Origin of the sequence: Paenibacillus tuaregi (assembly GCF_900086655.1) — a bacterium.
In the GTDB taxonomy this organism is placed as follows: domain Bacteria; phylum Bacillota; class Bacilli; order Paenibacillales; family Paenibacillaceae; genus Fontibacillus; species Fontibacillus tuaregi.
This window is the reverse complement of the sequence record NZ_LT575476.1, coordinates 2,581,873-2,608,610: the sequence shown is the minus strand read 5'-3', so window position 1 is coordinate 2,608,610 and position 26,738 is coordinate 2,581,873. Positions and strand designations below refer to the sequence as shown.

The following is a 26,738-nucleotide window of genomic DNA, read 5'->3' as shown; positions in this document are numbered from 1 at the left end:
CGTGACGGCCGTCATTGACGAGTGCTGGTCTCATAAACTACCGGTTGATGAAAATATAGTATAGCCCCCTACCCTATATTGTCAAGATTATTTTTGTCTTGTGTTAGTTCATGATTTAAGTCATGAAGAGAGCACTTTAAGTTCCATTTCAGAAAAGGAACACTTGTGGTGATACCGGAACGTTTTCACTGGACTATTGGCAGTTTGACATGAATTTGTGTACCCACACCTTCATCACTCTCCGCCCACACTTGTCCGCCATGACGTTCTAAGAGTGTCTTTGTTATCGCTAACCCCAGCCCCCCTCCGCCCATTTTCCGGTTCCGCGATTTCTCCACACGGTAGAACCTCTCGAATATATGGGGCAGGTCTTCTGCAGGGATGCCAATACCACTATCGGTTACGGTGATCAGAACGGAATCGGCCATGATTTCCCCATCCAATCGTACATTGCCACCTTTGGGTGTGAATTTTAAGGCATTTGAAAGGATATTGGTCCAAATTTGAACCAACCGGCTCTCATCGGCAAGGATCGTGGCACAGGGGATATAACCCTCTGACAGCTGAATTTCATGTTCTTTAAATGATGGGCGCATCAGTCCCATAACTTGTTCAATGGATCTCTGCAGGGGAACTGCTTTGCGGGATAAGGAAAAGTCACTGGAACTAAAAATTTGCAGTTCTTCTAAGTCCTGAACTAATTGAATCAACCTAAAGATCTCTTCTCGACTTGATTGTATACGTTCCGGAGTTGGTTCCCACACTCCGTCTTGAATCGCTGCCAGATAACTATTTAGCGTGGTCAGCGGTGTTCTGAGTTCATGGGCTATATTCTCAGTCATCGCAATCCTTAACTGCTCCTGTTGCTGTAGCTGCTCTGCCAAATGATTGATGGAGGTCGCAAGCTCGTCTAATTCATCTTTCGGTGCTCCTTTTAAAGGCAATCGCACATCACGCTCTCCTCCCGCCATTACCAGAGTTAAATTTCTCATACCGATTAAGGGTGAAGAAATACGTCTGGCAATATAGATACTCAAGATTAATGCGATACTCAATGCCCCACCAATCGTTAACCCGATCGATTGAATAATAGCTTGCTCCAAATGTGAATTTAACAAATCGGTGGAATGATGGCTCTCTTCCATTTCGTTCCCATATAACTGGAAATGGTAATGGGTAGCATGGATCATTGCAATTGATGCAATGATCAATATAGCGCCGGTATACATAATCAAAAGAATGCTTAATCGGAACGACAAAGAACGCTTCATTGGCTTCCCCCATGAAATCGATATCCGGTTCCAAAGACTGTCTGTATAAACGAAGGTTTTTTGGGGTCGTCTTCAATTTTTTGACGCAGATTTTTAATATGCTGGTCAATGATTCGTGCGTCCCCATCAAAATCATATCCCATAACCAATTCAATCAGTTTTTCTCTGGAGAATGTACGATCAGTGTTCCTAGCCATGACTAGAAGGAGTCTATATTCTGAAGGGGTTAAACCGATCGCTTCGTTTTTAACAAACACCATTTTGGCCTGGTTATCAATGATCAGCCTTCCCTCTCCGTATTCCATCCGTTCAGCCAGAAGTTCCTGCGGATTCGTCCGTCGCAGCACTGTTCGAACCCGTGCGATAAGTTCATTCGGATCAAAAGGCTTCACGATATAATCATCAGCACCGATGGAGAGACCATGAATACGGTGGTTAATCGATGCCTTTGCCGTTAACATTATAATGGGCATCGGACATGTTGCTCGTACCTGTTGGCAGACATCTTCCCCATTCATATCGGGCAGCATTAAATCCAGAATCATCAAATCGAATGTATTTTTTGAGACTTCATGCAGGGCTTCATTCCCGCTGCCTGTCTCCGTGGTTTCGAAGCCGTCTCTTTTTAAATATGCCACAATAACCTCCCTAATTTTTTCTTCGTCTTCTACAATTAAAGTTTTTCGCATGATGGTTACTCATCTCCTTTGCCATCATTTTTATAATTATTCAGCTGCCCTGATTTGATTTATTTTCACCCTAATCAAACAGGCCATTTCCCTGTTTAAAGAAATGACCTGTTGTGGATTTTCTTTGATGTTACGCTGTGATTTGTTTTAAGTGTTCCATGGAAATCCGATTGACGAACTTACTGAATTTTTCTTTGCCTTTGGCGTGAGCCTTATAATAATCAATGAGTTTCAATACTGCCCGAATGACTTGTTCTTCGGTTAGACCTGTTAAAAAAAGCTGAGCCAAAGATGCCTTGATGCCTTTGGAATCTCCGCCCACATAAATATCAAACTTGTCTTTCATTTTGACAACCCCGATATCTCTTAATAGGGGTTCACTCGTTCCAAGGGCGCAGCCGGCATATCCCACTTTGAGCGGAGCTGGTGTTAGAATGCCTGCGATCGCAAGATTCAACTTCTGTGCAATATCTAGTCCCGCATTCTCTGGCCCCCTGCAGAAATTGCAAGCAATCAGGCTTTTGATTGCAAATCCTGAGGGGTTGACCTCGAGGCCAACGCTTCGCAAATCCCGGGTCACCGTATCTTGGGATTCAACCGGAATTTCAATATACAGCTGTCGGAACGGTGTCATTTCAATCTGTTGATCTGGACCCATAATCTTACTGATAGTGAGGAACTGCTTAGCAGTAAATAAGCTTCCTCCAACTTGAACCGGTGGGGACACCGCAATCACAACTTTGTTATTCGTCATTTTCTCACGTCGTAACCTTGATCCTCAATTGCTTCTTTTATGGCGTCTAAGGAAAGTCTATTCTCGTCGAATTTAACATCAACTGAATTGTTCGCTAGATCCACTTTTCCATCGGCTCCGATTTGTTTCAAAGCCCCCTCAATCGAATTTACACAATGCTGGCAGCTCATTCCACTGACATTTAAAGTAATTGTTTTCATGGACCAACACTCCTTTATTTATATTCAATATTAGTATACCCCCCTATAGTATAATTTTCAATATTTGATTTATATTATACGTAGGGGACTTTTTAGGAATCAACGTTAATTACGGCGAATAAATGCGGTTAACTGAAAGCCTTGAATTCATATAGGTATCTTCATAAATTCTATATACCTTTGTTTTATGATGGATAAGGCCAAGATGATATGAATGACAAGGGGGATTCTGAAATGAAGACAGCGATACTTAAAACCTTGGTTGTAGCAAGCTCAATTGCGATCATTGCCACAGGCTGTGCCAAGGTCAACAATATGGAGGGCATGGATCATTCGAAAATGAACACAACACCGGATTCTAATGCCGTTAAACTGACATCCGCCATGAATGTGGTCGACGGTAAGGAAGTTACTATTACAGCTCAAGAAAGCAATCTGGAGGTTTCTAAAGGAACAACGCTGCCTGTGTGGACCTTTAACAACTCGGTACCGGGGCCGCAAATTCGTGTGAAGGTCGGGGACACAGTAAAAATTAACCTCAAAAATGAGATGAAGCAACCTGTCTCCATTCACTGGCATGGGTATCCAGTCCCGAATAACATGGATGGAATTCCTGGTGTGACCCAAGACGCTGTAGAGCCTGGAAAAACGTTTACCTATGAATTTAAAGCTACAACCCCGGGCACGTACTGGTACCACTCTCATCAAGACAGTGTGAACCAGGTGGATAAAGGCTTGTATGGTTCATTGATCGTTGAAGATCCAAAGGATGATTTCGATAAGGATTATACGCTGATATTAGATGAGTGGATGAGCTCTGGGGGCATGAACATGGGTGGAAAAACTGAGGAGTCCACCAGCACCAATATGGAGATGACACATGATTCAAGCAACATGGATATGGGAAATATGGATCATGGCAACATGGATATGTCCGGATCCGATATGAATGTGGATCACAGCAGTATGGACATGAGTGGGCATGATATGAGCATGTATGATATCTACACGATCAATGGGAAATCGGGTAATTCGATAGATCCGTTACTTGTAAAAGAAGGCGACAAGGTTAGAATCCGCCTCATTAACGCAGGATTTATCACACATCAAATGCATCTGCATGGCCATGATTTCAAAGTCATCGCAACCGATGGGCAGCCGGTGAATGATCCTGCTGTCATCCAGAACCAGCTGCTTTCCATTGCACCCGGAGAGCGTTATGATATTGAGTTTACTGCCGATAATCCAGGCTCCTGGTTTTTGGAAGAGCACGGAAAAGCATCGTCTAAAATTCAGAATATGAAAGCTGTCATTCAATACGAAGGCTCAGACGCAAAAACTGATAAATCCAATGCTTCTGACACCACCCTACCTCTGTTCGACCTCGAACAATACGGTAAGATGTCTAAAGCCAAGTTCTCTTTATCTCAGAAATTTGATCAAGTAGTCACATTGAATTTAAATACAGAAATGAAGAACGGCGAAATGGCCTATACGATCAACGGAAAGGTATTCCCGGATACCGATAAAATTAACGTCAAAAAAGGGGACAAGGTCAAAGTGATCTTTGTTAACAAGTCCAATTCGGATGATCATCCGATGCACCTGCACGGACACTTCTTCCAAGTATTAAGTAAAAATGGCCAACTGTTTCAAGGATCACCGATCATGAAAGATACGCTCAATGTGAAGCCAGGGGAAACTTATGAAGTCGCATTTGAAGCAGACAGCCCGGGAGATTGGATGTTCCATTGCCATGATTTACACCACGCTGCTGCTGGGATGGTCACGGATGTGATGTATTCGGACTATCAAAGCAGTTATATCCCTGATCCGAATGTTGAAAATATTCCAGAGTAAATTAACATAAAACAAAATTACGCTGCTGCTTATAATAATAACCATACGTTGACAGATGCTTAAAAATGGTGGAACCATTTCAGGGCTAAAGAAAAGAAGGGCCCAACGGCCCTTCTTAAGCGTCTGTCTCACTAAACTTAGGAGTACCTCTCAATCCTCAATCGCCGCTTTACGGGAATTGATGCGGCGAATCACCTCCGGATCGAACTTCTGACGCCGGTCGTAGGTATACAGACCGTTCACTTCCTGTTCCACGTCATACAGCTGGGTATAACAAAATCCGAACATCATCGGATGATCAAGCAGAGCATTCGTCAAGCCCTCGTATCGCTTGATGAACTCCTCTTCGGATGCCGGCCGGTCGCCGTAGCCCCAAGCGTTGTCTTCCTTCTGGCCGGGGTTCCACCAAATGCCGCCGTATTCGCTGATGAAATATGGTTGCCCGCCATACGTCTGCCGGTCTGGGAACGTGTTATACACCTCTCCGCCGGTTTTCATCGGTTCGTATCTGGCCCGGAACGTTTCCGGATTCTGATCGTAATCATGCAGGTCGAAAATATCCGTCACGACGTGGAAGTTGCCGCTGGTATCAATCACCGGGCGTGTCGGGTCAAGCCGTTTGGTCATCTCGTACACGATGCGCAGCACCTCGTTATCCTGCTTGGCGCCGTCCCGGTCCCAAGTCTCGTTGAACGGGCACCAGCCGATAATCGCCGGATGATTGTAATCCCGCTCCACCCCTTCTATCCACTCGGGTAAGAACCGCGATAAGCTTGCGGTCGTGGTAATGTCAAGTCCCCAGTTGGCATGTTCGCCCCAGACGAGATATCCAAGCCGATCAGCCCAATACAAAAAGCGCGGCTCGAACATTTTCTCATGCAGTCTTGCGCCATTGAATCCAAGGCCCATCGAAATTTCGATATCTTTCCGCAGATCCTCATCCGAGGGCGCGGTATAAATGCCGTCCGGGTAAAAGCCTTGATCCAGCACAAGCCGCTGGAACACCGACTTCTCATTGATCCGGAACGCCATGCCATCCAGCCGCACCGTGCGCAGTCCGAAATACGAATCGACCTTATCAGCAGTCAGGCCCTGCCGTTCGAGCGACAGCTTCAGATCATACAGCCGACCGTGGCCCGCCTCCCACAAATGGACTTCCGATAAAGGCACGGTAACCTTGACGCATGGCCCATGCACCCGGGCCACAGCTTCGCCGACGGCTTTCCCGTCATACCATGCGGAAGCCTTCAGCTCGGCCCCCGCAGCGTTTCCGATGACCTTCACTTCCAGGTGTGCGCATGCATTAGCCGGATCGGCCACTACTTTCATGTCCGACATATATGCTTCAGGCACCGATTCAATCCATACCGTTTGCCAAATGCCAGTCGTGCGGGTATAGTCGCAGCCATGCGAATGGAAGCGTTCACTCTGCTTACCGCGCGGCTGACGTCCCGAGCGGACATCGTCCTCCGCATAGACGGTCACCACGTTGACACCTTCCGTGACATGCGGGCTTATATCAAAGCTAAACGAGGAATACCCGCCGCGATGCATGCCAACGGAAGCCCCGTTGACCCATACCTCGGTTTCATAATCAACAGCACCGAAATGAAGCAGAACTCTGCCCTTCATCCAATCCTTAGGCAAGGTGAATTCCCGCTTATACCAGACCGCAGCCATAAAGTCCTTGTATTCCACACCAGACAGCTTGCTTTCTGGACAAAATGGAACGGTGATCGTTCCTTTGAGATCATGCTCCGGTTGGTGGTAGCCGCGCTCTTTCCCGCTTTTGCCGTGATCAATTTCGAATTGCCAGGCGCCGTTCAAATTCAGCCAGTGGTCCCGCACCCATTGCGGACGCGGGTATTCGGGACGGGGGATCGTGATCGTGGGTTCCATAGTAAAAACTCCTTTTCCCATGATTTGATTTGATATTTCAGAATTGGCTTGCGTATTGCGGTGGTTTGCCTTCAGCCTTTGCTGCATTGTTTTCCCAAGTTTTTTGGTTAACTAATTAGTTAATGATTAATCTATGAGTTCTCACGTAAATATTAAATTAACCGTTAAATTTAGTCAATTATTTTCTTGTTTAGTTAATCATATGGTTATAGAATAGATACAAAACAACTTATAAAATAACATCGGGGGCTCTATGGAAATCAAAGTAAGCCAGGAAAATTTGCCTTTATTCATGGCGTTGGCATCAGAGACGCGTATTCGAATGATCGAAATGCTCGGCAAGGAAAGCCTCAATATAAAAGAAATGGCACATAAGCTGAATCTCTCCTCTGCGATCGTGACCAAGCATGTACAGCAGTTGGAGGAGGCGGGCATTCTCCGCACGGAAATTACCGCTGGCAAGCGCGGCATGCAGAAGCAATGCTCCCTTCGTCTGGAGCAGGCCTCGCTGGTCTTCAAAACCGATGAAGGCCGCCCGGCCGAGTCCCAGCAGGACGGCTACGACGTGGACATTCCTGTCGGGCAGTATGCCGACTGGCAGGTGAAGCCCACCTGCGGACTCGCCTCCGAGGCGAAGCTGATCGGGATGCGCGACGACCCGCGGTATTTCGCCGAGCCCGAGCACGTTAAGGCCCAGCATATCTGGTTCGCCAGCGGTTATGTCGAATACCGCATTCCGAACTACGTATCCGGCAAGAACCGTATCAGCTCGCTGCGTATTTCTTTGGAGATTGGCTCGGAAGCACCGGGCTATGCCGAGGATTGGCCGTCAGACATAACATTTCTGCTCAATGACATTCCCGTATGCGTCTGGACCTCGCCAGGCGATTTCGGCAGCGTGCGCGGGAAGCTGACTCCTTCGTGGTGGGAAATCGGCAGCACCCAGCACGGCTTGCTGAAAACGCTGCTCGTCACCTCTTCAGGTACGTATATGGACGGCATGCGGATGTCCGATGTATCGATGAAGGATATTCCGATCCTGCCTAGAGAGGAAATCCGGTTTCGCATCGTCTCCCCAGAGGATGCCCGTCATGCCGGCGGCGTCAGTCTGTTCGGCAAGCACTTCGGCAACTACGAGCAGAATATCCAGGTGCGGATAAATTATTAAGTAAATGACAAATCAGGCCAAGCGGTCATGTTTTTATAGAACATGCTGCTTGGCCTGATCTTGTTTCCTTGTTTTTCTTTAGAAGTCGGCTTCTAGATTCGTTTATGGAAGGATTCAAAGGCGAGATTGACAAAAAGTGTGGAGAGAAAACGGATTTAATTGAAGACGTTATGCTGCAATATGCCAGAACTGCTTATGTTGGGGTCATTGAGTGGTGGATTCGGAATGGAATGCCCTATCCGCCTCAAGTTATGGCTAAACAAGTGGGAACCCTGTTGGAAAGAAGTCTGTAATCCATGTGGATTTCTGCATACCTGTCAATAAAATCCCCTTTTTTGAACAATTATTTGACTTGTTAATGCCAACTGTAAAAATTAAACTGTAAATGTAAACGTTTGCACAACTTACACACGCGCGTGCAGTCCGTCGGTTTGGTTTGTTCCCTATTATCTGAATTATGAGGAGGATGACCGGTTTGGCCTTTGTCAAAAAAATATGGAAAGAAGGCTGTTTATTTACTCTTATTCTATCCCTCATCCTAGGCACTTTTCTTACTCCCCTCACGAACACCGCCAAAGCAGAAGTTGCATCTGACTTTCAAGCTTACGTAATGGCTCCACTGACCAAAATTACCGATTGGAATGCTTTTCGTAATCAGCTCCAAACTCTGAAGAACAATGGCGTATATGCCCTCACCACCGATGTATGGTGGGGGGATGTTGAGGCTGCAGGTGACAACCAGTTCGATTGGAGTTACTACAAGACGTATGCGAACGTGGTCCAAGAATCCGGCTTGAAGTGGGTCCCTATTCTATCGACGCATGCCTGCGGCGGCAACCCAGGTGATGACTGCAATATTCCTATTCCCTCCTGGCTTTGGAATAAAGGCTCTGCCGATGAAATGAAGTATAAAAGTGAGACCGGCTATGTAAACAATGAAGCCCTTTCCCCTTTCTGGAGCGGAATCGGCCAGCAGTACAACGATTTGTATGCTTCTTTTGCCTCCAATTTCTCAAGCTATAAAGGGTTAATCGCCAAAATATACTTGAGCGGAGGGCCTTCCGGCGAGCTTCGATTCCCTTCCTACTATCAGGCTGCTGGCTGGAGTTATCCATCCCGCGGAAAGTTCCAGGTCTACACAGACACGGCCAAGAATGCGTTCAGAACCGCCATGCTCAGCAAATACGGCTCCTTAAATGGTGTGAACCAGGCTTGGGGTCTTCAGTTGACCAATACCAGCAGCATTAATCCGCCAAGTGACGGAGATGGATTCTACTCTAACGGAGGTTATTCAACCGCTTATGGCAAGGATTTTCTAGCGTGGTACCAAAGTGTGCTTGAGAAACATCTGGACACCATCGCGAGTGCGGCTCATGCCAACTTTGATCCTGTATTCGGGGTCCGGATTGGCGCCAAAATCTCGGGCATTCACTGGCAGATTAACAATCCTGCAGCGCCGCACAGTGCCGAGCATGCCGCTGGCTATTACGATTACAACACCCTGATCCAGAAGTTCAAGGACAATAACATTGACCTTACATTTACGGCTCTGGAAATGTATGATAGCGGGACTTCCCCCGCCTACTCTCTCCCCTCTACGTTAGTGGACACGGTTTCTTCCATCGCCAAGGGCAAAGGTGTGCGGCTAAACGGAGAGAATGCTCTACCAACCGGCAATTTTCAGAAAATTGAAGAGAAGATTTTGAATTGGGGTTATAACGGATTTACCCTGCTGCGGCTGGGGAACCTTGTTAATTCGGACGGCTCGCCGACTGGAGATCTGGCGAATTTCAAGAAGTATGTAATTAATCATGCTACACCTGTCGTGGACCCGGGCGGGAACAACAAGGTCACAATTTATTATAAGAAAGGCTACGCAACGCCTTATCTGCATTACCGTCCAGCAGGCGGCACATGGACTACAGCTCCAGGCACGAAAATCCCTGATGCCGAATCGGCCTACCCGGGATATGGCAAAATCACGGTCGATATCGGGTCAGCCACCCAACTGGAAGCGGCTTTTAATAATGGAAGCGGTACATGGGACAGCAACAACATGAAGAACTATTTCTTTAGTGTGGGGACGTCAACCTACACACCAGCTGCAAATGGATCGGCAGGCACGATTACGGCAGGAGCTCCGGCCGTTGATCCCGGCAATGGAAACACAGCCACGATTTATTATAAGAAAGGGTATGCCACACCCTACATCCATTATCGTACAGAAGGCGGCACATGGACGCAGGTCCCAGGGAGGCCCATGCCCGATGCGGAATCCTCTTATCCTGGATATGCCAAAATCACACTCAATCTCGGCACAGCAAGCCGGATTGAAGCCGCTTTTAATAACGGAAACGGCACCTGGGACAGCAACAACATGAAGAACTATTTTTTCGGTAAAGGCACATCCACCTATACTCCAAATGCAAACGGATCGGCAGGCGCGATATCCCCGGGAGTCCCGGGGTCTGTCCCGGATGGAGGAACATCAGCAACGGACTGGAGCAAGCAAAGCATTTATTTTATCATGACAGACCGCTTCAGCAACGGGGATACTTCCAACGACAATTGGGGAGGATTCGCATCGGTCAAGAATGATCCGGCGAAGTGGCATGGCGGAGATTTCCAAGGAATTATCAATCAGCTGGACTATATCAAGGACTTGGGCTTCACGGCAATCTGGATTACTCCAGTTACCGCCCAGAAGAGTGTCAATGCCTATCACGGCTATCATACTTATGACTTTTACTCCATCGACGGACACCTGGGTACCATGGATAAACTGAAGGAGCTGGTGAATACAGCACACAGCAAGCAGATTGCTGTCATGCTGGATGTCGTCCCCAACCACACAGGAGATTTCCAGCCTGGCAACGGCACAGCTGCGGCTCCCTTCAATAATCCAGACTGGTACCATCATAACGGGAGCATTACAGATGCTGACTATGACTCCAACAACCAGTGGAAGATCGAGAACGGGGATGTAGCTGGGCTTGATGACCTTAATCAGGAGAATCCGGCAACAGCGCAGGAATTGAAAAACTGGATTAAATGGCTCGTTCAAGAGACTAAGGTGGACGGTCTACGTGTAGACACTGCCAAACATATGCCTAAATGGTTCCTGAAGGATTTCGATACAGCCGCGGGTACGTTCACTATGGGGGAAATCTATGACGGCAACCCGTCCAGGATCGGGGACTACTCCAACTATCTCGATGCGGTGGTCGACTTCCCTATGTATTATACGATCAGGGACGTATTCGGCCATGACGCTTCAACAACCAAGATTAAGGACCGATACAGTGAAGATGCCAACTATCGGGATGCTAAGCTTAATGGTGTATTTCTAGACAATCATGACGTTAAGCGCTTCTTGAACGAGGCTTCCGGCAAGCCCGGTGCTTCCTATGACAAATGGCCGCAGCTCAAAGCTGCGCTTGGATTTGTACTGACCTCAAGGGGCATCCCGATCATTTATCAAGGGACGGAGCTCGGATACAGCGGCGGAGCTGACCCGCAGAACCGGGAGGACATTGTGCCGGACGCCAATCATGAACTGTATAAGTATATTGCGAAGATCAGCGCCGTTCGCAGCAGCCATCCGGCCCTGCAAAATGGATCACAGAAAGAAAAGCTTGCAGACGGTTCTTTCTACGGCTACCAACGTTCCAAGGATGGAGATGAGGTTGTGGTAGTCATCAACAACTCCTGGAACACTGCCACCCGGACCGTCTCGAACATCGAGAATATCTCCAATGGTTCCACACTAAAGAACCAGCTTGGGACAGATACAGTCCAAATCCACAACGGTTCCGTAAACGTGACACTGGGGCCTAAGGAAGTGAAAATACTGGCCAAGGCGGGTTAATATGATTTCCTCAGAAAAAAATAGGAGGCGGCTGGTTACCAGCCCCTCCCTCTCTTCTCTATTATTCAAAAAGGACCGTTCTTTGCTCCAGACTGCTTTTCTTGGCTAATTCAATCACCTTAATCGTATTCATCGCTTCACTTGGACTTACAGGTACTGGAGCTTGATCGGTTATCGATTGAAAAATGCCCTGATAGAAGTTTTCGTAAGAACCCGGTATTGTTTCTAGTTTTTTGGTTATCTCTTGTTCCCCAATTTCAGTTGTCAACTCACCATACCACTGCTCTTGGTCTCTCCCCCAACCGGGACTTCCCGGCTTTTTGCCTTGACGAAGAGCATCCTCTTGTGAATCGAGACCAAATTTAATAAAGCTCCCTTTACTGCCGTGAACTTGAAATTTCGGCCCGGAGCTTCTAACTATTGAACCACTGTGCAGAATGGCCCGCATTTCCCCATAATTTAAGATAATATGAAAATAATCATCCACCACGGAACCCGCTCGTTGTGCAAATACATCCCCGTACACGCTTATCGGGTTACCAAATAGATACAGCGCTTGATCGATGAGGTGCGCTCCTAAATCATAAAGCATTCCGGCGCCTGGTCCACTTTGTTCTCTCCATCTTTCTCTAACTTCTGGCCGATACCGGTCAAAATGCGCTTCATACTGATAAATTTCGCCCATAACGCCGGATTCGATACAATTCTTCACGGTCAGAAAATCATTATCCCATCTCCGATTGTGAAAAACGCTCAGCATTTTGTTCTGCCCGCTAGCGGTTTCGATCAGATCTTGTGCTTCTTCTTTTTGGATAACGAACGGTTTCTCAACTACAACGTGTTTCCCAGCGAGTAAAGACTGTTTCGCATAAGAATAATGTGTTGAATTCGGAGTTGTGATGACGACTAGATCAATTCTTTCATCGGATAATAGATCTTCTATAGAAGATGCTACTTCCGTATCTGGCAGCTTTCTTTTCACTTTATCAGCATTCCTGGAGACAATCTTAAGAATCTCCATTCCCTCAATAGATTGGATAAGTGGTGCGTGAAAGGTCTCACCCGACAGTCCATAACCCACAATGCCGACCTTAATTGTATTCATTAGTTATTCCCCGCTTTCTCTGGAGCTTGTTAAGCCTCGAATTTATTTCATTGTATTTATTATACCGAAAATACATGACAAATAATAGTTTAAATAATTACAAATTCAATTATTTCACTTAATTATACCTGGTTTCTTGCAACCTTTGTGCAGGTTAACAATGACAATAAATTGAGCTTGCATTGTATTAGGAGGCAACAAATACTAAAATAAAGGGAGACTAAACAGCTAAGGTGGACAAATATGAATCAGGAAGAAAGAATAAAATCCATTCTGGACTATTTAAAATCAAATCTGAAGATCAGCATGGAGGAAATTTGCTCACTATACGAGGTTTCTTATGATACGGCCAGACGCGATATGGTGAAGATGGAACAGGATGGTTTAATCGTTCGAATCCGAGGCGGTGCTATGTTGCCTGCGCTTACCAAGCATATAAACAGCTATAAAGATCGATTAGAAAACGCTGAGAATAAACGTCGAATTGCCTATATGGCTGCTTCCATCATTCAGGACGGGGACTATCTCCTAATGGATGCAGGGACTACGACACAATACACCACTGAATTTTTAACATCGAAAAATAACATTATTGTGACTAATTCCATCGACATTGCTGCTATCCTATGCGACAAACCTGAAATCACCACCCATTTGTTAGGTGGTGAGCTAAATACTTGGCATCGATACGTATTCGGTCCTCGTGCAATCGAAATGCTGTCCGATATCAAAGTAGATAAATTGTTCTTAGGTGCATGCGGGCTGTCACTCGAAGGCGTATTCGCTTCTACAGTAGAAGAAGCCTATATGAAAAGAGAGATGATCAAAAGAGCAAACCAGATTATTTTACTAGCAGATTCAAGCAAATTTGAAAAAAGTTTGTTTCACCGTGTTTGTCAATTCGATCAAATTGATATGATAGTCACAGATATCGAGCCAGTACAATCATTTGATAAAATTTTTAAGGACTTTGAAGTTAAGGTTATGATTGCGTCCGTCTAGACTGATACACATAAAAAAAGCCGCAACTACTGCGGCTTTTTTTATGTGTATGTTCTTATGGTTTATAGATTAAAAGTCAAAATTGTCAGGGTCTGGACCTACCCGGTGATTCTGATTCAATTCATCAATCAGCTTCATATCTTCTGCAGTGAGTTCAAAATCAAAAATAGCAGCATTTTCTATAATACGATGCTCTTTAGTTGATTTTGGAATCGTAATAATGCCGTTCTGCACATCCCAGCGCAAAATCACTTGAGCTACAGATTTATTATATTTCGCAGCAATCGTAGTCAATACTTCGTTGTCTAATAGTCCACCTTGCATTAGCGGAGACCAAGCTTCCATTTGAATGCCGTGTTGTTCACAGAATGCTCGCAGCTCTTTTTGAGTTAAACATGGATGATATTCCACCTGGTTGATTACCGGTTTAATTTCTGCGTCTTTCAACAAGTCTTCAAGATGATGGATTTGGAAGTTGCTTACACCAATCGCTTTTACCCGTCCTTCTTTATAAAGCGTTTCTAATGCACGCCATGCTTCTTTATATTTGCCCTCAACAGGCCAATGAATCAGATATAGATCGAGGTACTCGAGTCCAAGCTTTTTAAGGCTTGTCTCATAAGCTGCGATTGTCGATTCATTGCCTAGATCAGCATTCCATACTTTTGAAGTAACAAATACCTCTTCTCTTGAGATACCTGCTGCTTGCAATCCTTCACGGATACCTTGACCTACGCCTTCTTCATTTCCATAAATCGCTGCTGTATCGATACTCCGGTATCCATGTGTGATGGCTGCTTTAACCGCATTTACAAGCTCTGGCCCCTCTTCTACTTTAAATACCCCGAGACCAAATCCTGGCATGTCCACACCATTGTGTAGAGTCACTGTATCTTGCAAATTCTTTATCATTGAAAATTCCTCCTAAACTAAACGATCTGCCGGAACTAATGATTTTGCTATTTAAAATTTTGACTGACCTTGCCGGCGAAATCTATTATGTAATAGGACAAGTGAAAATAAAAGTACGTACTTTTTAGTGCTATAGGTACTAAAAAGTGCCTATCCAGTTATGCAGCTGGAAGAGTCTATTCATAACATTACGGTTATTAATCCATATTATTAAAAACATTTGGAGGAATACACATGGAACTTCATTTGCAAGGAAAGACAGCTCTGGTTACAGGGTCTACAGCAGGTATCGGAAAAGCGATCGCCACATCATTAGCGGCGGAAGGCGCCACCGTGCTTATCAATGGCCGCAGTGAGGAGAAAGTAACCAACACGATTAAGGAAATTCGAGATAGGCATGCGAGCGCTAAACTCGAATCCGCAGCTGCGGATTTGGGAACAGAGCAAGGGTGTCGACAGATAATTGAGAAATTCGCTGATGTTGACATTTTGATTAACAACCTTGGCATATTCGAGGCTGCCGAATATTTTGATATTCCTGATGAAGATTGGTTTAGATTCTTCGAGGTCAACATTATGAGTGGGGTTAGGCTCTCCCGTCACTATTTAAACCGAATGATTGAGAAGAAAGAAGGCCGGGTCATCTTTATTGCCAGCGAAGCAGCTATCATGCCTTCACAAGAAATGGCTCATTATAGTGCAACCAAGTCTATGCAGCTCTCGATTTCCCGGAGCTTAGCGGAGCTGGCCAAAGGAACGAATGTAACGGTCAATACCGTTATGCCTGGTTCCACTTTAACGGAAGGAGTTGAGACATGGTTAAACACGCTCTATCCTGATGAGAAAATGACTGTAGAAGAAGCTGAGAAACGATTTATGAAAGAGAATCGGCCAACCTCGATCATTCAAAGGCTTATTCGGCCAGAAGAAATAGCCAACCTGGTTACCTTCCTAAGCAGCCCCCTTTCCTCGGCCATTACCGGTGCTGCTTACCGGATTGACGGAGGCCTTGTACGCAGCGTGTTCTAAGATTCACTCATAGAAATGGAAATGGATTGAGGAATGTCCTCAATCCATTCATTTTTGTTTTCACGATTTCCTCGCGGAATCGTTAGCTGTCTAGTATTCTCCCTTAATTACAAAGAACGAACCCCGAATCGTTCCAGCTAATTTAGATTTCTGTCTGGCAAACTTAAATTTCCCTTCTAGCTCCTGAGGGACTTCCATCCCCTCAGACAGCTTAAAACCAACAGCCCGCTTCTTAGGATCATCAATCGTGTACATCACATTGAGTCCGAGGCCATCTTCATAAAAAACATAGGCCATTAGGATATTTTCCACCTGAAAACGGGACGTCTCTAAAGGCTTGGCCGCGAACTCAATATCACGTTCTTCTTTCAAAATCCGGTTCACGTAATCCAGCGTCTCCTGGCTCTCACTGGCGGGAACGACCGTAAACTCATGTTTGTATTTGTTCATGTAGTAACGCGCTTCATTAGCCCGTAGTCCAGCAAGCGCCTCAGCTACCGGTGAAGACTCCAATCCAACTGTAGACACATTATTAAAATCAACAACATAGGACATGTTCATTCCTCCTAACAAGTTTTGCGAGCGTTACAAAATCTGTTTACTTCCTTACAACGGGAATCCACATTTCACCAAATACTACACCGTCCCGCTGTCCCATCTCAACTGCTGCATTCGGCCCCCCAACATAGGCAATGTTATTTGCTTCTGGCAGGACTTGACCAAAGGCGATGCCGGCAAGCTGATTGCTCAGCTCCTCAGCCGTCTTCGCTTCCCCTTTAACAATCAGGTATTCCCCTTTAGGAAACTGAATAATTCTTGATTCTTCCGGTACCGACTTTTCAGTCATAACGCCAGCATAATACATCATCTTGTTATTGACTGCCTCGCTCACGGCAAAAATATAGTCATTTATAGCTATGGACTTTAAAGTATCCAGTCTTCCATCTTGTTCTACGGCTGACCAAAAGTCTGCCTTTTCCTTGTTGATGCCTGCATAGTCGGTATAATCGCTCTTCAGCTTAGTTCCAATTCCCAATACAGTAAAGCTGTCTTTTTCCTCAAGAGTATACTGTGCCATATTCAAAACCATCCTTTTTCTCAAATTTTCAAATGATTTGTCTTTTCACTTGATGGGTTTATAATAACCTTAAATCATGTCAAAAAGTGATACTGTTTAGGAGGCCCCGATGAGAAAAGTAGAACGGATTAATATCATCATGCGGTATGTCAACAACCGCGCCCACTTTACCATTTCTGAAATCATGCGGGAATTTAACATCTCCCGGTCAACAGCAATTAGAGACATTAGAGAAATTGAATCACTAGGGGTCCCCCTTGTTGCAGAAGTTGGAAGGGACGGGGGCTATTTTGTCATGAACAACTCTGTCCTTCCCACGGTTCGTTTTACCGATAATGAGATCAAAGCCCTCTTTATTGCGTTTATGGCTACAAGAAATCAACAGCTCCCCTATCTTAAAAGCCGCCAGTCTTTAGCTGAGAAATTACTGGGACTTATCTCAAAGAACCAGCAGGATGACCTTGTTCTTTTGAATCAAATCCTGCTATTTGAGGGCACCAACCCTAACAATCCTGACCTGCTTGATCTATCAGACCTGCCTCACCCTATGTTGGAAAAACTCATCCAAATCCTCCTTTCAGACAGCTATCTATCGGTTGCCCTCCAAGAAGAGAAGGAAATCGTGTCTTACCCCATCTATCTCTTGCACCTTTATCGTGAGAAGAGCCTGTGGCTAGTTGAAGGTTTTGACTTGGATGAGAAGAAGAGGCGGACCTTTTCTGTCGACAATCTCGTCACAGTAGAACCCTACCCAATCAAAAAAAGATTAAGTAAAAAGAAAATTTTAGAACTCATGAAGCAGGAAGAAGCAGTCAATCTTGTCCTTGAGCTTGGCCCCAAAGCGATCGCTCAGTTCAGAAAATACCATCCTTTAAAAGTTTCAATTTCCTATACGAACCCCTACCAAACCACAGCTATTCTGCGGACTTTTATTAATGTTCATAAATCCGAAGAACTGAACGAAATCACAAATTGGCTGCTTTTCCTGGGTGGAGATATCAAGATCAGGGAAATGCCAGAAGAAGTGTTGGAAGGTATGCGGGAGAGATTTAGCTTATTTTGCCCATAAACATCCCCAGTTAAAACCAATTTTTTTCCAAGAGAGATTTAGCCAACGGTAGATGTTCTAGCCTCTTGTCTAATGAAGAATGTATGTATTGGTTCTACTATCCCTTGAGTGCGTGAAAACAAGGCGGCCGACCTCCTCATAAATAGAAGGGCAGCCAGCCTTAGTACTGCGTTAAATGTTGTTTTGTAACAGCAGCCTCTTGGAATTGATTTCTTGCTGTCGTTGGCCCAAAGCGGCTTAATTCACGCCTCCAGCATTGCAATTAATTTGCGCAATAAAGCCGGCTCTTCCTCCCGGAACTGGTTAAACCGAAGCCTCAGCCGCTCGAACACTTCCTTATCTTCACGGATTTCGTGACGGATGTACTGATCTCTCAGCTTCATCGCCCTTTTAGTGATATCCTTGTAGCCTTCAACCAGCTCCTCATCATAGGGGATGATCTCCTCTTCGACCAAATAGGCAATCCGCTCACTCATCATTTTCTTATGCTCCCACAGGACATGAAGGTGTCTCACATCACTGCGGCTATCCAACCGGGGATCGCTGCTCTCTACGGCATCATAGTACATTTGCAGGTAGTCGTATACTTTAATTCCGAAGGCTTCCACGTCGTCGGTATTGTAATTAATCCGGTTTAAGTGGTTCTCCCCGTTAATATAATCCCGCAGCTGATCGAGGACAGCCGTTTTATCGAATGGATACGGCGAATGCGGTTCATATTTAAAGAAATACGTATGATGATCAGCCGTGACGTTATCCCTCAGAAGATGTCTCATAGATTGGACAGCCTCTATGAACTCCTGAAACGGGATCTGCAGATTGCGGTATACTCCCGTATAGTCGAACATGGAAACATAGAAGAGACTTTCATCCCAATCGAAACCGTATATAAAAAGATGATGAGGAAACGGCTCCTTCTGATAGTAGGGGGCCGGTGATAGCTTGGACTCATCCAAAAAGACGATGCAATAATAACCGCTCTTGATCTGGTCCGCGAAAAATCTGGGCCAGTTGTCCATGGCGAGACTCTCCATAATCGTATAATTAACAGAGCAGGTGAGCAGAAACGGATTGTTAAAATTCAGTTCGTTGGGTTTGCCTCTGAAAAAGTCCATATAGCAATGGCTGCCGTGCTCCAGAAATTTCTTGGTGCAGGATAGCTGAATAAAATTGCTGTAATACCATGGGATGGTTTCTTCATGGGCGCTGGTAATCGAAAGCGTGTAGGCCCATCGTAAAAATCCTTTAAGTGGCGGATTCAGCACTGGAAGCTGAACGGCATTCATATAATACTCCCCCCTTTTGATGAGTATTCTGGAATCGTGACTGGCAGTGTTCCTGTAGGCTTCAGCTTGCCCATCAGAACGAGGGATAGAGCCTGCAAAGTATGCGGATGGGGCTCATAACAGGCAAGGAAGCCCTTGGCATCCGGGAATGCCGCGAGATCCACGGGGTTGCGCAGGGAGACCGGAATAACCTTGGACTTTCCTGTTAACAGCTTGTCCACCAAAGCTGGCTGGCCAGGATTTGAAGCCGTGTGGAACACGCCCACGACGATCTGATCATAATTTGCGGCCTCTGAGATCAGAGCCTCAATCTCATCCGGTCCCGGACTGCTTCCGTACATACGCTCCTTAAACTTGGCTGTAATAAACGAGCACAGTATGTCCCCAAGGGTGGCATCGTATATCGGTTCATCCTCGGATTTACTGGCGGCAGCTACTTGTGGCCAGAGCACTAGCGTGTCCATCTCGGGAGACAACCCGCAATAATCCGGTTCCCGATTCACAGCGGTGATGCTCATCTCGCGCAGCCGCTCAATGGCCCGGAGGGTTTGGGGTTGCTGCAGACGACGGCTTACCTCTTCCCAGCTAAGCTCCCTCCCCTCGACAATGTGGCGCTCCTTAAGATAGAGGATTCGTTTCACAGAAGCATCAATCCTCTCCTCCGTCAGACGCCCTTCCGCCACCGCACGCTCCAGGGCCGCCACTGCCTCCAACTGGCTTTGATAAATATGACTGACAAGATGAAGGTCCGATCCGGCCAGTACAGCCCGGACGACGGCCTCGCCCACGCCGATCCCCTGTGTTACAGCATCCATCTCCATGCAATCGGTTACAACAAGGCCGTTAAAATCAAGCTCTTCCCGCAGCAGGCCTGTCAGAATTTCCGGGGAGAGCGTGGCTGGTACAGGCTTGCCGCCAGTGAGCACCGGAACACCAACGTGTGCCGTCATAATGGCTTCGGCTCCGGCCCGTGCAGCCTTATGGAACGGCACAAGCTCCACGAGCCACAGCCGTTCAAGGGAATGCCTCAGGACAGGCAGCTCCGCATGGGAATCCGTCTCCGTATCGCCATGGCCGGGAAAGTGCTTGATGACGGAGACGATTCCCCCGTCCTGAAAGCCCTGCATGGCGGCGATTCCCAGCTCTGCGACAAGCTCCGCATCGTCTCCGAACGAGCGGACATCAATAATTGGATTCCGCGGATTAACATTGATGTCTACTACAGGCGCGAAATTCATATTGATGCCAAGTGTCCTCAGTTCCTCCGCCGTTCCCTTGGCGGCTTCGTAAAGCAAGCGGGGATCACGGGCCGCTCCCAAGGCCATGGCCGCTGGCAGCTGGGCGATGCCCTGCCTTAAGCGGACAACCATGCCTCCCTCCTGATCCGTCCCGATCCATAGCGGGATGCCAGTAGATGACATCGCCATCCGTTGGAGTTCCTGTGTTAAGGCAAATGACTGCCGGGTAGTATCCAGGTTACGGGAAAATAACACAACTCCTCCGGCGAAATGGTTGTGCAGCAGGTCCCGAATATTCGCATCCGGTGTGAGACCCTCGAAGCCAACCATCAGAAGCTGGCCAATTTTCTCCTTCAGTGTAAGCTCATTGCACGCTTTCATGTTGGTTCTCCTTTGACCTTACAATTGTGTCCAATCGAATAATACTCCCATGAAATCGGATCTGCGATCGACGAGCTGGGAATAGACGGATACGGCTTCGAGCGGGCTTGCTTGTTCTGTAATGAGTTTTTTCACATCAAGTTTCCCACGGGCGATGGATTCAAAAATGAATCCATCCATATCCTCTTCCGTCCAGCCTTTAAACCCCTGCATCAACCGGCCATGGGCCCCTAGGATACTGACAGAATTAAAAACCACTTTGGGCCCGACCGTCTGCTTGGAAGGTTCCGTTGTATCACCAAGCAAGATGACTTTGCCGAGCTCCCGGGTTAACATCGTGCAGTAAGGCAGCACAGGATAAGAACCCGTCACATCGTAGATTGTGTCCAGCATTCGGCCCCCGGTAATCTCCTCGATAGCTTCGAAGGCTTCGGCTATCGGAAGATTCAGCAGATCCGTTGCCCCGTTGTTACCGGCTTGCTTCAATCGAAGGGGTTCCGTTCCTATCGCTACAATCTGACGAGAGCCGCTCATAGCAAGAAGCTGGATGACTAGCTGACCAATCAGACCGAGCCCAACAACGCCCACTCTTTCTCCGAATGCCGGTTCGGCGCGCAGGACCCCGACCAAGGCAACCTTTGCAACCTGCGTAAACACCGCTTCCTCATCACGGACTGAATCAGGAATAAGAGCCGCTTCTTTCTCGTTGGCAAGAAAGAACTGGCGGTGTCCAGCCGGACAGATAATCCTGTCACCAGGCTTCATCCTCTCAACCGCAGCTCCTGTCTTCAGCACTTGCGCGGCCATAGAGTATCCTGGATAAAACGGGTACTTGACCCAAGAAGACCAGACGGTCCCCTCATCGAATTGACCCTGCAGACAAGCCAGCTCCGTTCCCGTGCTAATCAGTGACTTCTGGGCTGCACATAAAATTTGTCCTGGTCCCGGCTCCTGCACCTGCTCCTCAACTAGTTCAACGCGGCCTGGCCCCTGAAATACGCAATTTAACGAAATGCGGCCTTGAGTATTTGTAAGGTTGAACATGCGTATAACACTTCCTTTTCTACATTCAGGATAGAAAGCATTAATAACTTTAAACGCTTAAATTCCATTGTTATAAAGAAGTACGCATTTCGAGCAAATCGGCATTAAGCCGCAGGCCACAACCTCGCGCTGTTTGCGGAGATCTTCGCCGTGGAAAATATCCGCCACACTTTCTTCATTGAGATTGCCAACGCTGAATTCGGGGAAAAACTTACACGGATTCACCTTGCCGTCCGGCATAACATCCATCCGGTTTGAGATCGAGAAGCATTTGGTCCGGTTCATGGCCGGCTTCTCACTGCCCCGGATAAATCCTTCCACCTCTTCGGGTTCCAGTGCAGGCTGATAGCGGATACGGATGTTCCATACCCTTGAGTTGACGCGGTTAAGCTCTTCAATCAATGTATCGAAATTGTCAGGTGAGATGTGAAAGGTGAAGGAATGCCAGCTGTTCTTGTGGTCGTCGGCAAAACGGGAGGCGAGATGCGGGAAATGAGCATCAAAGTAAGTGTCCATTTTCTCCGCCGTATCAGAAGGGATATACCAAGGGAAGCAGAAGTAGACGGAATCTACACCCATCTCTTCAAAGAACTCCATGAAGCTGTAAAGCTGGCCGACCATCTGGTCGTTCACCGTCAATGCAACAGACACTTTGCCTTTATACAAGCCTTGCTTCTGGAGATCCAGCAGCAGCTGTATGGCGTGGATCACTTTCTTGAATGTGCCTTTGCCCCGGATCGCGTCGTTCTCCTTCTCGAAGCCCTCCAGGCTGACCAGCATGACCAAATTCTCCGACATTTTGAGAATGGAATCCAGCTTCTGCTCAATGAGGATCGCGTTCGTACAGATCGTCGTGTACCGGTCTTCTCTAGCCAGCAGCTCAGCCAGTTCATCGAACTTGGAATAGAACAGCGGCTCCCCGCCCCACAGGAATACACGTGATTTGCGCTCTCTCGTCTCAAGCAGAAGCTTCTCCACAACGGAAATCTCGATCTCATCATTCTTCACTTCTTTGGCGAATCCGTGATGGAAGCCTTCCGGATTCCATTCGAAGCAGTGCTTGCAGCGCAGATTACAGCCGTTATTCAGCTTGATCCCGATCTCATAAGGCACAGGGGCTGCATAAGTGGGGTCCTCCCGGCGCTTTCTTTCTGTTTCCGCCAGCGGAATCAGGGTTCTTTTCATATTACGGAATGTCAGTTGGTCAAACGTAACTGCTGTTTTCGGCTGCATAAATTTCCCTCCCAAAATGATTGATTTTTGATCGCTGCTCCAGCAAACGTCTGCTAATCTCTTTTAGAAGATGACCGGAAAAGCCCTGTGCTTTCCAATCCGCATAGCGGATACCCAGACCGCAGGTTTCCCAATACGTCAAATTATGAAGCTCATGGTCGCCGAACGGCTCCAGCATGACAAAAGGAACTCCAAGCGACAGAGAATCGTTCAGCGTCGCTCCTCCCGGCTTGCTAACGACCGCCGCGCAATTCCGCATCAGATCCGTATAGGCGGAGTAATCTCCCAGCGGATACTCGCACAGAACGCCGTCCTTGCGGACATAACGGACCATTGGCGGAAACGTATGCTGCCCTTGGGCGTCCCTGCTCCACGGGTTCCAGGAAGCTTCCGCTGCGAAGTAGCGCGTGACCCCGTCGTCCTCCTCTACTTCGGAGGGATCGTAGACGATCACATCAAGACTGTAGCCGACTGTGCGAAGCTCAGAGATTGTACTGGCGTAAGTGCCGATTCCCCAGCCGCCACCGTGCACCAGAACGCGTCCGGTGCGGTTCCCGTAAGGCAGCGGCTCCGCCTCGTCTGAAGCGATATAGCTGCTCGGGGAAAGCTTCGAGGGCTCGTAGAACCAGATATTATCGTAACTGGGGTACAGCTGCTTGTGCACCTTAAACGAAGGGGTGTCGAACGCATCGAGCCGGATCAGCCGGATGTCGAGGGGCATGCCAGCTGCAGCCTTGTAACGATCTAGGATCGGCAGCCAAAAGCCGGTAAAGGCGGCAAACCGGGAGGCCCCCGCCTGTTTCCAACCTTGCACCAGTCTCTGAACCGCTTCCTCATCCAGGGAAGAGTCAATAGGCTTGGCCAGCTTATGACCCATACGGGCAACAGAGAAATCCGCATGGAACGCTTTCTTGGTAGAGCTGATCCTGTTCCGGACTTCCTCGTGATACAGGTTCTCCAGAACTTGAACTTCTGTTCCGATTCCTCTGCCCTGCAGGTAGGTGTGCAGGTGCATAGCCGGAATGTACGCGCCGAGCGAATTCCCCGACGCCAGTAAGGTAACCGAAGTTGAAGTCATACGCGGCCTCCGAGTTCCAGATTTAGTTGTACACCTTAACGGGCAAGTCAGCGAGCAGCTGCCTCAGGCCTTCGGCCAATTCGCTGCGGTGTCCGTCATCCCGGCCCACCACAGATACATAGAGCCTTCCCTTAGGCAATCCCCGCTTGGTCAGTGTTCCATCAGCAATACGGCGGCGGGTCAAAATTTCATTGACCATTAAGGTATTTGAAGATAGAGGAACGATGCCGTACCCTCCCGGGGCTGTCAATAGAAGATCCGATTCACGCAGAGCATAAAGCAGCCTCTCGAACTCGAAGCCTTCTGGAAGTCCAAGGGACAAGAACGTAAGCCATCCGTTATGGCCGAACGGTTCCCAGTATCTGTCGAGATAAGCGTTGATCAGGCCCATGGATTTGCGGGCATTAATCTCCACAATGGGTACGACTTCACCGTCGTCCAGGATCATGGAGTCGAAGCATACGTAACCGTGATAGCCATCCTCCCTTAGAATCCGGAGCGCTTTCTGGATCACACTGAAATAACCGGCATTCTCCAGCAAGTCCATGAAAGCTTGATCCGCTTGGATGGAGCCCCCGTAATTTTGCTGGTGATTAATCATACGCTGAACAGAAATGAACTCCTTCTCACCGCTCTCGCGGATGAACCAGTGAGAACTGAAGTCGGTCTCCTTCCTAAGCAGCGGCTCCAATAAGAATTGGCAGCGTAATCCGCCAACCTCTTGTTTCTGCAGGTGCGCTGCGATCCTCTGCTGCATAGCTTCGCTGTCGATAAGCAGGTTTCCCTTCCCGGAAACACCGAAGGGATCTTTCAGCAGGTATGGCCCGCGCTTCAGAAGGGCATTTCCGGCCAGCTCGAGCTCCACCGCGCTGTTCACCTCAGTGCCATGGCACTTCTCGCCAATCCTGGCCAAAAGCCGGTTGGAGTATATCTTGGAGTTCACGCGCACAACTGTCTCCAGGCTGGGCAAAGGACCAAATGGTCCGGCGGCGTGCAGGTAATCTTCCGTATCTGCCGTGATGGCATACGGGGACAACAATTTTACAGTGTTAGTAACTACGTCTTTATCAGGTAATTGGGTTTGCCGTAGATTTTCGTCGGCATTCATAGGAGAGTTAGGTACTGGTAAGGATGCATCCTGAGGATATTTGGAACCGGCTGTCTGCAGCACCCTGTTAGCCGGCTGTACAAGCTGAGCCCGATCAGCGGCCAGCCTGAACATACATGTTTTGAAAACGTCCGGTTCAGGCAAGGGCTGGTTCTCATCGTTTAAATCATAGTAATAGCGGTTTCTAAACGAAAAACCCAAACCGTTCAGATAATCGTGCAGCACCGGATCGATCTTGCAGCGGCTGTGGAGATCATCCTCCGGCCGGCAGAATGGAAAGAGCAGCTCGTCCATACACAGGACAATCGATTCCCGGTCCTTGTCAGGCATTGCCGGAAGCCGGGCCAGTCCCGGGTCCCTCCAGCGGGTTTCGGGATCAAAGTTACCCATCACGATTTTGGGTATCATGCTGACGTCACGGCTTGGCATCTTCATACAACGGCCGCTCCTGCGGGGTGCAGCTTTTTAGAAAAGTGATAAAAGCGTCAATAGATTGGAGATGTTCGTAATCGAATTGGTCATAGTCAATCACCACGTTTAACTGATTTTCGACTTTGAGCATAAACTGGATCATTTGGAGAGAATCGAGGCCAACATCGTTATTCAGATCTGTTTGAGGGGACAGGGTTTGGCGGAATTCCGGCTGCTCTTCTTTGATAGAGCACAAAATGTCAACGATTTTATCGTACATAACTACACTCCTTTAAAGGGTTAATGTGTGAGGGTACAACCGAATCCTTGCATTTACAAATTCCATTAAATTAATACTAGGTACTAATCTGCTGTATCGCCTCCCTTTCCCATAGTTACAATTATTATCCTTGTCATGTTAAAATCTGTCAATAAAAAATAGAGTTCATAGAGTTCGTTTTTTTCCTCTTACTTAATTCAGAACCAATTAGGCGTACCGTGAATAAAATCTAAGGAATCACTTTAATCATGAAGGGAAGGTTGAAATGGAAGTCCCTATTCAAGGTTACCTTGTTCACTCCGATAACTCGGATTCTTCTCACTCGCATAAACTGTACATTACCTCTTGGGATGGCCGCCCCGTCCATACGCATCATTTTTCCGGCCATACCTCGTTTGATGTGGGTCACAATCACTATTACGCGGGAGTGACTGAACCCGCACCTTCAGGCGTGCAGCACGTACACAATTACATGACCAGAACGTCCTTCAACGACGGCCACATTCACAGCATTAGCGGTACAACGGGTCCGGCGGTGCCTCTGCCTTCGGGTGGGCATTACCATTTTTTCGAGGGTTATACGACTGTTGACGGGAGAGTACCTCACAGGCACGCATACCACGGGCGTACAGGGAACGAGGATTGAGAATGTGAGGAAAGAAGGCCCCTTCAGCTGTAGCTCAAAGGGCCTTCTATGCATATGCTTAAGTTCTAACTTTAACAAATTTCCTAAATAAAAAGCGGACAAGAGGACCCACGATGAACAACTGCCATT

At 47.4% G+C, this 26,738-nt stretch carries 23 protein-coding genes and 1 pseudogene; 8 read left to right on the top strand and 16 right to left on the bottom strand.

What is annotated here, in order from left to right:
• Positions 1-185 precede the first annotated feature (185 nt).
• The 4 genes from BN6628_RS12040 to BN6628_RS12025 form a co-directional block, all read right to left on the bottom strand.
• Complete coding sequence (locus BN6628_RS12040) at positions 186-1,271, bottom strand: sensor histidine kinase (protein ID WP_068617703.1); 1,086 nt, start codon at positions 1,269-1,271, stop codon at positions 186-188.
• The gene (locus BN6628_RS12035) at positions 1,268-1,960 is read right to left on the bottom strand and encodes a response regulator transcription factor (protein WP_068617701.1); all 693 of its coding nucleotides are present in this window, start codon (positions 1,958-1,960) and stop codon (positions 1,268-1,270) included. The genes BN6628_RS12040 and BN6628_RS12035 overlap by 4 nt, the downstream gene beginning before the upstream one ends.
• Positions 1,961-2,090: 130 nt before the next feature.
• A complete protein-coding gene (locus BN6628_RS12030; protein ID WP_068617699.1) occupies positions 2,091-2,714 on the bottom strand; it encodes an NAD(P)/FAD-dependent oxidoreductase in 624 nt (207 codons plus the stop codon).
• Positions 2,711-2,914: a copper ion binding protein gene (locus BN6628_RS12025; protein WP_068617697.1), complete on the bottom strand. Its 204-nt coding sequence runs from the start codon at positions 2,912-2,914 to the stop codon at positions 2,711-2,713. Before BN6628_RS12025 ends, BN6628_RS12030 begins: the two co-directional genes overlap by 4 nt.
• A 234-nt stretch (positions 2,915-3,148) precedes the next feature.
• On the opposite strand from BN6628_RS12025, the gene BN6628_RS12020 reads away from it, so the two are divergent.
• Positions 3,149-4,774 carry a multicopper oxidase family protein gene (locus BN6628_RS12020; protein ID WP_068617695.1) on the top strand — a complete coding sequence of 542 codons (1,626 nt, stop codon included), beginning with the start codon at positions 3,149-3,151 and terminating at the stop codon, positions 4,772-4,774.
• 150 nt (positions 4,775-4,924) lie between these two features.
• On the opposite strand, the gene BN6628_RS12015 is transcribed toward BN6628_RS12020, so the two are convergent.
• Positions 4,925-6,673 carry a glycoside hydrolase family 2 protein gene (locus BN6628_RS12015; RefSeq protein ID WP_068617693.1) on the bottom strand — a complete coding sequence of 583 codons (1,749 nt, stop codon included), beginning with the start codon at positions 6,671-6,673 and terminating at the stop codon, positions 4,925-4,927.
• Positions 6,674-6,926: 253 nt separating this feature from the next.
• Here BN6628_RS12015 and BN6628_RS12010 point away from each other — a divergent pair, with 253 nt between their 5' ends.
• From BN6628_RS12010 to BN6628_RS12000, 3 genes and pseudogenes are all read left to right on the top strand, one after another.
• Positions 6,927-7,841 carry an ArsR/SmtB family transcription factor gene (locus BN6628_RS12010; protein ID WP_068617691.1) on the top strand — a complete coding sequence of 305 codons (915 nt, stop codon included), beginning with the start codon at positions 6,927-6,929 and terminating at the stop codon, positions 7,839-7,841.
• Positions 7,842-7,918: 77 nt separating this feature from the next.
• Positions 7,919-8,134, top strand: a pseudogene (locus BN6628_RS12005) (TetR-like C-terminal domain-containing protein); the annotation flags it as partial.
• Between the two features lie 182 nt (positions 8,135-8,316).
• Positions 8,317-11,709 carry a family 14 glycosylhydrolase gene (locus BN6628_RS12000; protein ID WP_068617689.1) on the top strand — a complete coding sequence of 1,131 codons (3,393 nt, stop codon included), beginning with the start codon at positions 8,317-8,319 and terminating at the stop codon, positions 11,707-11,709.
• A 61-nt stretch (positions 11,710-11,770) separates the two neighbouring features.
• On the opposite strand, the gene BN6628_RS11995 is transcribed toward BN6628_RS12000, so the two are convergent.
• Complete coding sequence (locus BN6628_RS11995) at positions 11,771-12,814, bottom strand: oxidoreductase (protein ID WP_068617687.1); 1,044 nt, start codon at positions 12,812-12,814, stop codon at positions 11,771-11,773.
• Between the two features lie 243 nt (positions 12,815-13,057).
• Between BN6628_RS11995 and BN6628_RS11990 the strand changes: the two genes are divergently transcribed.
• Positions 13,058-13,816: a DeoR/GlpR family DNA-binding transcription regulator gene (locus BN6628_RS11990; protein ID WP_068617685.1), complete on the top strand. Its 759-nt coding sequence runs from the start codon at positions 13,058-13,060 to the stop codon at positions 13,814-13,816.
• Between the two features lie 69 nt (positions 13,817-13,885).
• Here the strand turns inward: BN6628_RS11990 and BN6628_RS11985 are convergent, their stop codons facing one another.
• Complete coding sequence (locus tag BN6628_RS11985; RefSeq protein WP_068617683.1) at positions 13,886-14,728, bottom strand: aldo/keto reductase; 843 nt, start codon at positions 14,726-14,728, stop codon at positions 13,886-13,888.
• Positions 14,729-14,962: 234 nt separating this feature from the next.
• On the opposite strand from BN6628_RS11985, the gene BN6628_RS11980 reads away from it, so the two are divergent.
• A complete protein-coding gene (locus tag BN6628_RS11980) occupies positions 14,963-15,757 on the top strand; it encodes an SDR family NAD(P)-dependent oxidoreductase (protein ID WP_068617681.1) in 795 nt (264 codons plus the stop codon).
• A 90-nt stretch (positions 15,758-15,847) separates the two neighbouring features.
• Here BN6628_RS11980 and BN6628_RS11975 read toward each other — a convergent pair whose 3' ends face one another.
• Both BN6628_RS11975 and BN6628_RS11970 read right to left on the bottom strand, forming a co-directional pair.
• On the bottom strand, positions 15,848-16,312 hold the full coding sequence (locus BN6628_RS11975; protein ID WP_068617679.1) for a phage tail protein: 465 nt from the start codon (positions 16,310-16,312) through the stop codon (positions 15,848-15,850).
• A 43-nt stretch (positions 16,313-16,355) separates the two neighbouring features.
• Positions 16,356-16,835, bottom strand: a complete 480-nt coding sequence (locus tag BN6628_RS11970; RefSeq protein ID WP_068617677.1) for a GyrI-like domain-containing protein — start codon at positions 16,833-16,835, stop codon at positions 16,356-16,358.
• 109 nt (positions 16,836-16,944) lie between these two features.
• Here BN6628_RS11970 and BN6628_RS11965 point away from each other — a divergent pair, with 109 nt between their 5' ends.
• A complete protein-coding gene (locus tag BN6628_RS11965) occupies positions 16,945-17,904 on the top strand; it encodes a helix-turn-helix transcriptional regulator (protein WP_068617675.1) in 960 nt (319 codons plus the stop codon).
• Between the two features lie 242 nt (positions 17,905-18,146).
• Here the strand turns inward: BN6628_RS11965 and BN6628_RS11960 are convergent, their stop codons facing one another.
• From BN6628_RS11960 to BN6628_RS11930, 7 genes are read right to left on the bottom strand one after another with little or no spacing between them, the layout of a single operon-like run.
• Entirely contained in the window at positions 18,147-19,190 is a 1,044-nt protein-coding gene (locus BN6628_RS11960; RefSeq protein ID WP_068617673.1) for a hypothetical protein, read from the bottom strand.
• Positions 19,187-20,809 carry a glycoside hydrolase family 3 protein gene (locus BN6628_RS11955; protein WP_068617672.1) on the bottom strand — a complete coding sequence of 541 codons (1,623 nt, stop codon included), beginning with the start codon at positions 20,807-20,809 and terminating at the stop codon, positions 19,187-19,189. The genes BN6628_RS11960 and BN6628_RS11955 overlap by 4 nt, the downstream gene beginning before the upstream one ends.
• A gap of 18 nt (positions 20,810-20,827) precedes the next feature.
• The gene (locus tag BN6628_RS11950) at positions 20,828-21,853 is read right to left on the bottom strand and encodes a zinc-dependent alcohol dehydrogenase (protein ID WP_068617670.1); all 1,026 of its coding nucleotides are present in this window, start codon (positions 21,851-21,853) and stop codon (positions 20,828-20,830) included.
• A 57-nt stretch (positions 21,854-21,910) separates the two neighbouring features.
• Positions 21,911-23,086, bottom strand: a complete 1,176-nt coding sequence (locus BN6628_RS11945; RefSeq protein ID WP_068617668.1) for a radical SAM protein — start codon at positions 23,084-23,086, stop codon at positions 21,911-21,913.
• Positions 23,058-24,164 carry a hypothetical protein gene (locus BN6628_RS11940; protein WP_068617666.1) on the bottom strand — a complete coding sequence of 369 codons (1,107 nt, stop codon included), beginning with the start codon at positions 24,162-24,164 and terminating at the stop codon, positions 23,058-23,060. The genes BN6628_RS11945 and BN6628_RS11940 overlap by 29 nt, the downstream gene beginning before the upstream one ends.
• A 22-nt stretch (positions 24,165-24,186) precedes the next feature.
• On the bottom strand, positions 24,187-25,707 hold the full coding sequence (locus BN6628_RS11935; protein ID WP_235847624.1) for a hypothetical protein: 1,521 nt from the start codon (positions 25,705-25,707) through the stop codon (positions 24,187-24,189).
• Positions 25,688-25,963, bottom strand: coding sequence for an acyl carrier protein (locus tag BN6628_RS11930; protein WP_068617664.1), 276 nt, complete (start codon positions 25,961-25,963; stop codon positions 25,688-25,690). The genes BN6628_RS11935 and BN6628_RS11930 overlap by 20 nt, the downstream gene beginning before the upstream one ends.
• Before the next feature lie 265 nt (positions 25,964-26,228).
• Between BN6628_RS11930 and BN6628_RS25645 the strand changes: the two genes are divergently transcribed.
• Positions 26,229-26,609 carry a YmaF family protein gene (locus BN6628_RS25645; RefSeq protein WP_082926887.1) on the top strand — a complete coding sequence of 127 codons (381 nt, stop codon included), beginning with the start codon at positions 26,229-26,231 and terminating at the stop codon, positions 26,607-26,609.
• The last annotated feature ends 129 nt before the right edge of the window (positions 26,610-26,738 follow it).

What these genes read in the sequence shown, in the direction of transcription:
- BN6628_RS12040 (WP_068617703.1), bottom strand. Translation starts at nt 1,271, where the DNA reads ATGAAGCGTTCTTTGTCGTTCCGATTAAGCATTCTTTTGATTATGTAT.
- BN6628_RS12035 (WP_068617701.1), bottom strand. Translation starts at nt 1,960, where the DNA reads ATGCGAAAAACTTTAATTGTAGAAGACGAAGAAAAAATTAGGGAGGTT.
- BN6628_RS12030 (WP_068617699.1), bottom strand. Translation starts at nt 2,714, where the DNA reads ATGACGAATAACAAAGTTGTGATTGCGGTGTCCCCACCGGTTCAAGTT.
- BN6628_RS12025 (WP_068617697.1), bottom strand. Translation starts at nt 2,914, where the DNA reads ATGAAAACAATTACTTTAAATGTCAGTGGAATGAGCTGCCAGCATTGT.
- BN6628_RS12020 (WP_068617695.1), top strand. Translation starts at nt 3,149, where the DNA reads ATGAAGACAGCGATACTTAAAACCTTGGTTGTAGCAAGCTCAATTGCG.
- BN6628_RS12015 (WP_068617693.1), bottom strand. Translation starts at nt 6,673, where the DNA reads ATGGAACCCACGATCACGATCCCCCGTCCCGAATACCCGCGTCCGCAA.
- BN6628_RS12010 (WP_068617691.1), top strand. Translation starts at nt 6,927, where the DNA reads ATGGAAATCAAAGTAAGCCAGGAAAATTTGCCTTTATTCATGGCGTTG.
- BN6628_RS11995 (WP_068617687.1), bottom strand. Translation starts at nt 12,814, where the DNA reads ATGAATACAATTAAGGTCGGCATTGTGGGTTATGGACTGTCGGGTGAG.
- BN6628_RS11990 (WP_068617685.1), top strand. Translation starts at nt 13,058, where the DNA reads ATGAATCAGGAAGAAAGAATAAAATCCATTCTGGACTATTTAAAATCA.
- BN6628_RS11985 (WP_068617683.1), bottom strand. Translation starts at nt 14,728, where the DNA reads ATGATAAAGAATTTGCAAGATACAGTGACTCTACACAATGGTGTGGAC.
- BN6628_RS11980 (WP_068617681.1), top strand. Translation starts at nt 14,963, where the DNA reads ATGGAACTTCATTTGCAAGGAAAGACAGCTCTGGTTACAGGGTCTACA.
- BN6628_RS11975 (WP_068617679.1), bottom strand. Translation starts at nt 16,312, where the DNA reads ATGTCCTATGTTGTTGATTTTAATAATGTGTCTACAGTTGGATTGGAG.
- BN6628_RS11970 (WP_068617677.1), bottom strand. Translation starts at nt 16,835, where the DNA reads ATGGCACAGTATACTCTTGAGGAAAAAGACAGCTTTACTGTATTGGGA.
- BN6628_RS11965 (WP_068617675.1), top strand. Translation starts at nt 16,945, where the DNA reads ATGAGAAAAGTAGAACGGATTAATATCATCATGCGGTATGTCAACAAC.
- BN6628_RS11960 (WP_068617673.1), bottom strand. Translation starts at nt 19,190, where the DNA reads ATGAATGCCGTTCAGCTTCCAGTGCTGAATCCGCCACTTAAAGGATTT.
- BN6628_RS11955 (WP_068617672.1), bottom strand. Translation starts at nt 20,809, where the DNA reads ATGAAAGCGTGCAATGAGCTTACACTGAAGGAGAAAATTGGCCAGCTT.
- BN6628_RS11950 (WP_068617670.1), bottom strand. Translation starts at nt 21,853, where the DNA reads ATGTTCAACCTTACAAATACTCAAGGCCGCATTTCGTTAAATTGCGTA.
- BN6628_RS11945 (WP_068617668.1), bottom strand. Translation starts at nt 23,086, where the DNA reads ATGCAGCCGAAAACAGCAGTTACGTTTGACCAACTGACATTCCGTAAT.
- BN6628_RS11940 (WP_068617666.1), bottom strand. Translation starts at nt 24,164, where the DNA reads ATGACTTCAACTTCGGTTACCTTACTGGCGTCGGGGAATTCGCTCGGC.
- BN6628_RS11935 (WP_235847624.1), bottom strand. Translation starts at nt 25,707, where the DNA reads ATGAAGATGCCAAGCCGTGACGTCAGCATGATACCCAAAATCGTGATG.
- BN6628_RS11930 (WP_068617664.1), bottom strand. Translation starts at nt 25,963, where the DNA reads ATGTACGATAAAATCGTTGACATTTTGTGCTCTATCAAAGAAGAGCAG.
- BN6628_RS25645 (WP_082926887.1), top strand. Translation starts at nt 26,229, where the DNA reads ATGGAAGTCCCTATTCAAGGTTACCTTGTTCACTCCGATAACTCGGAT.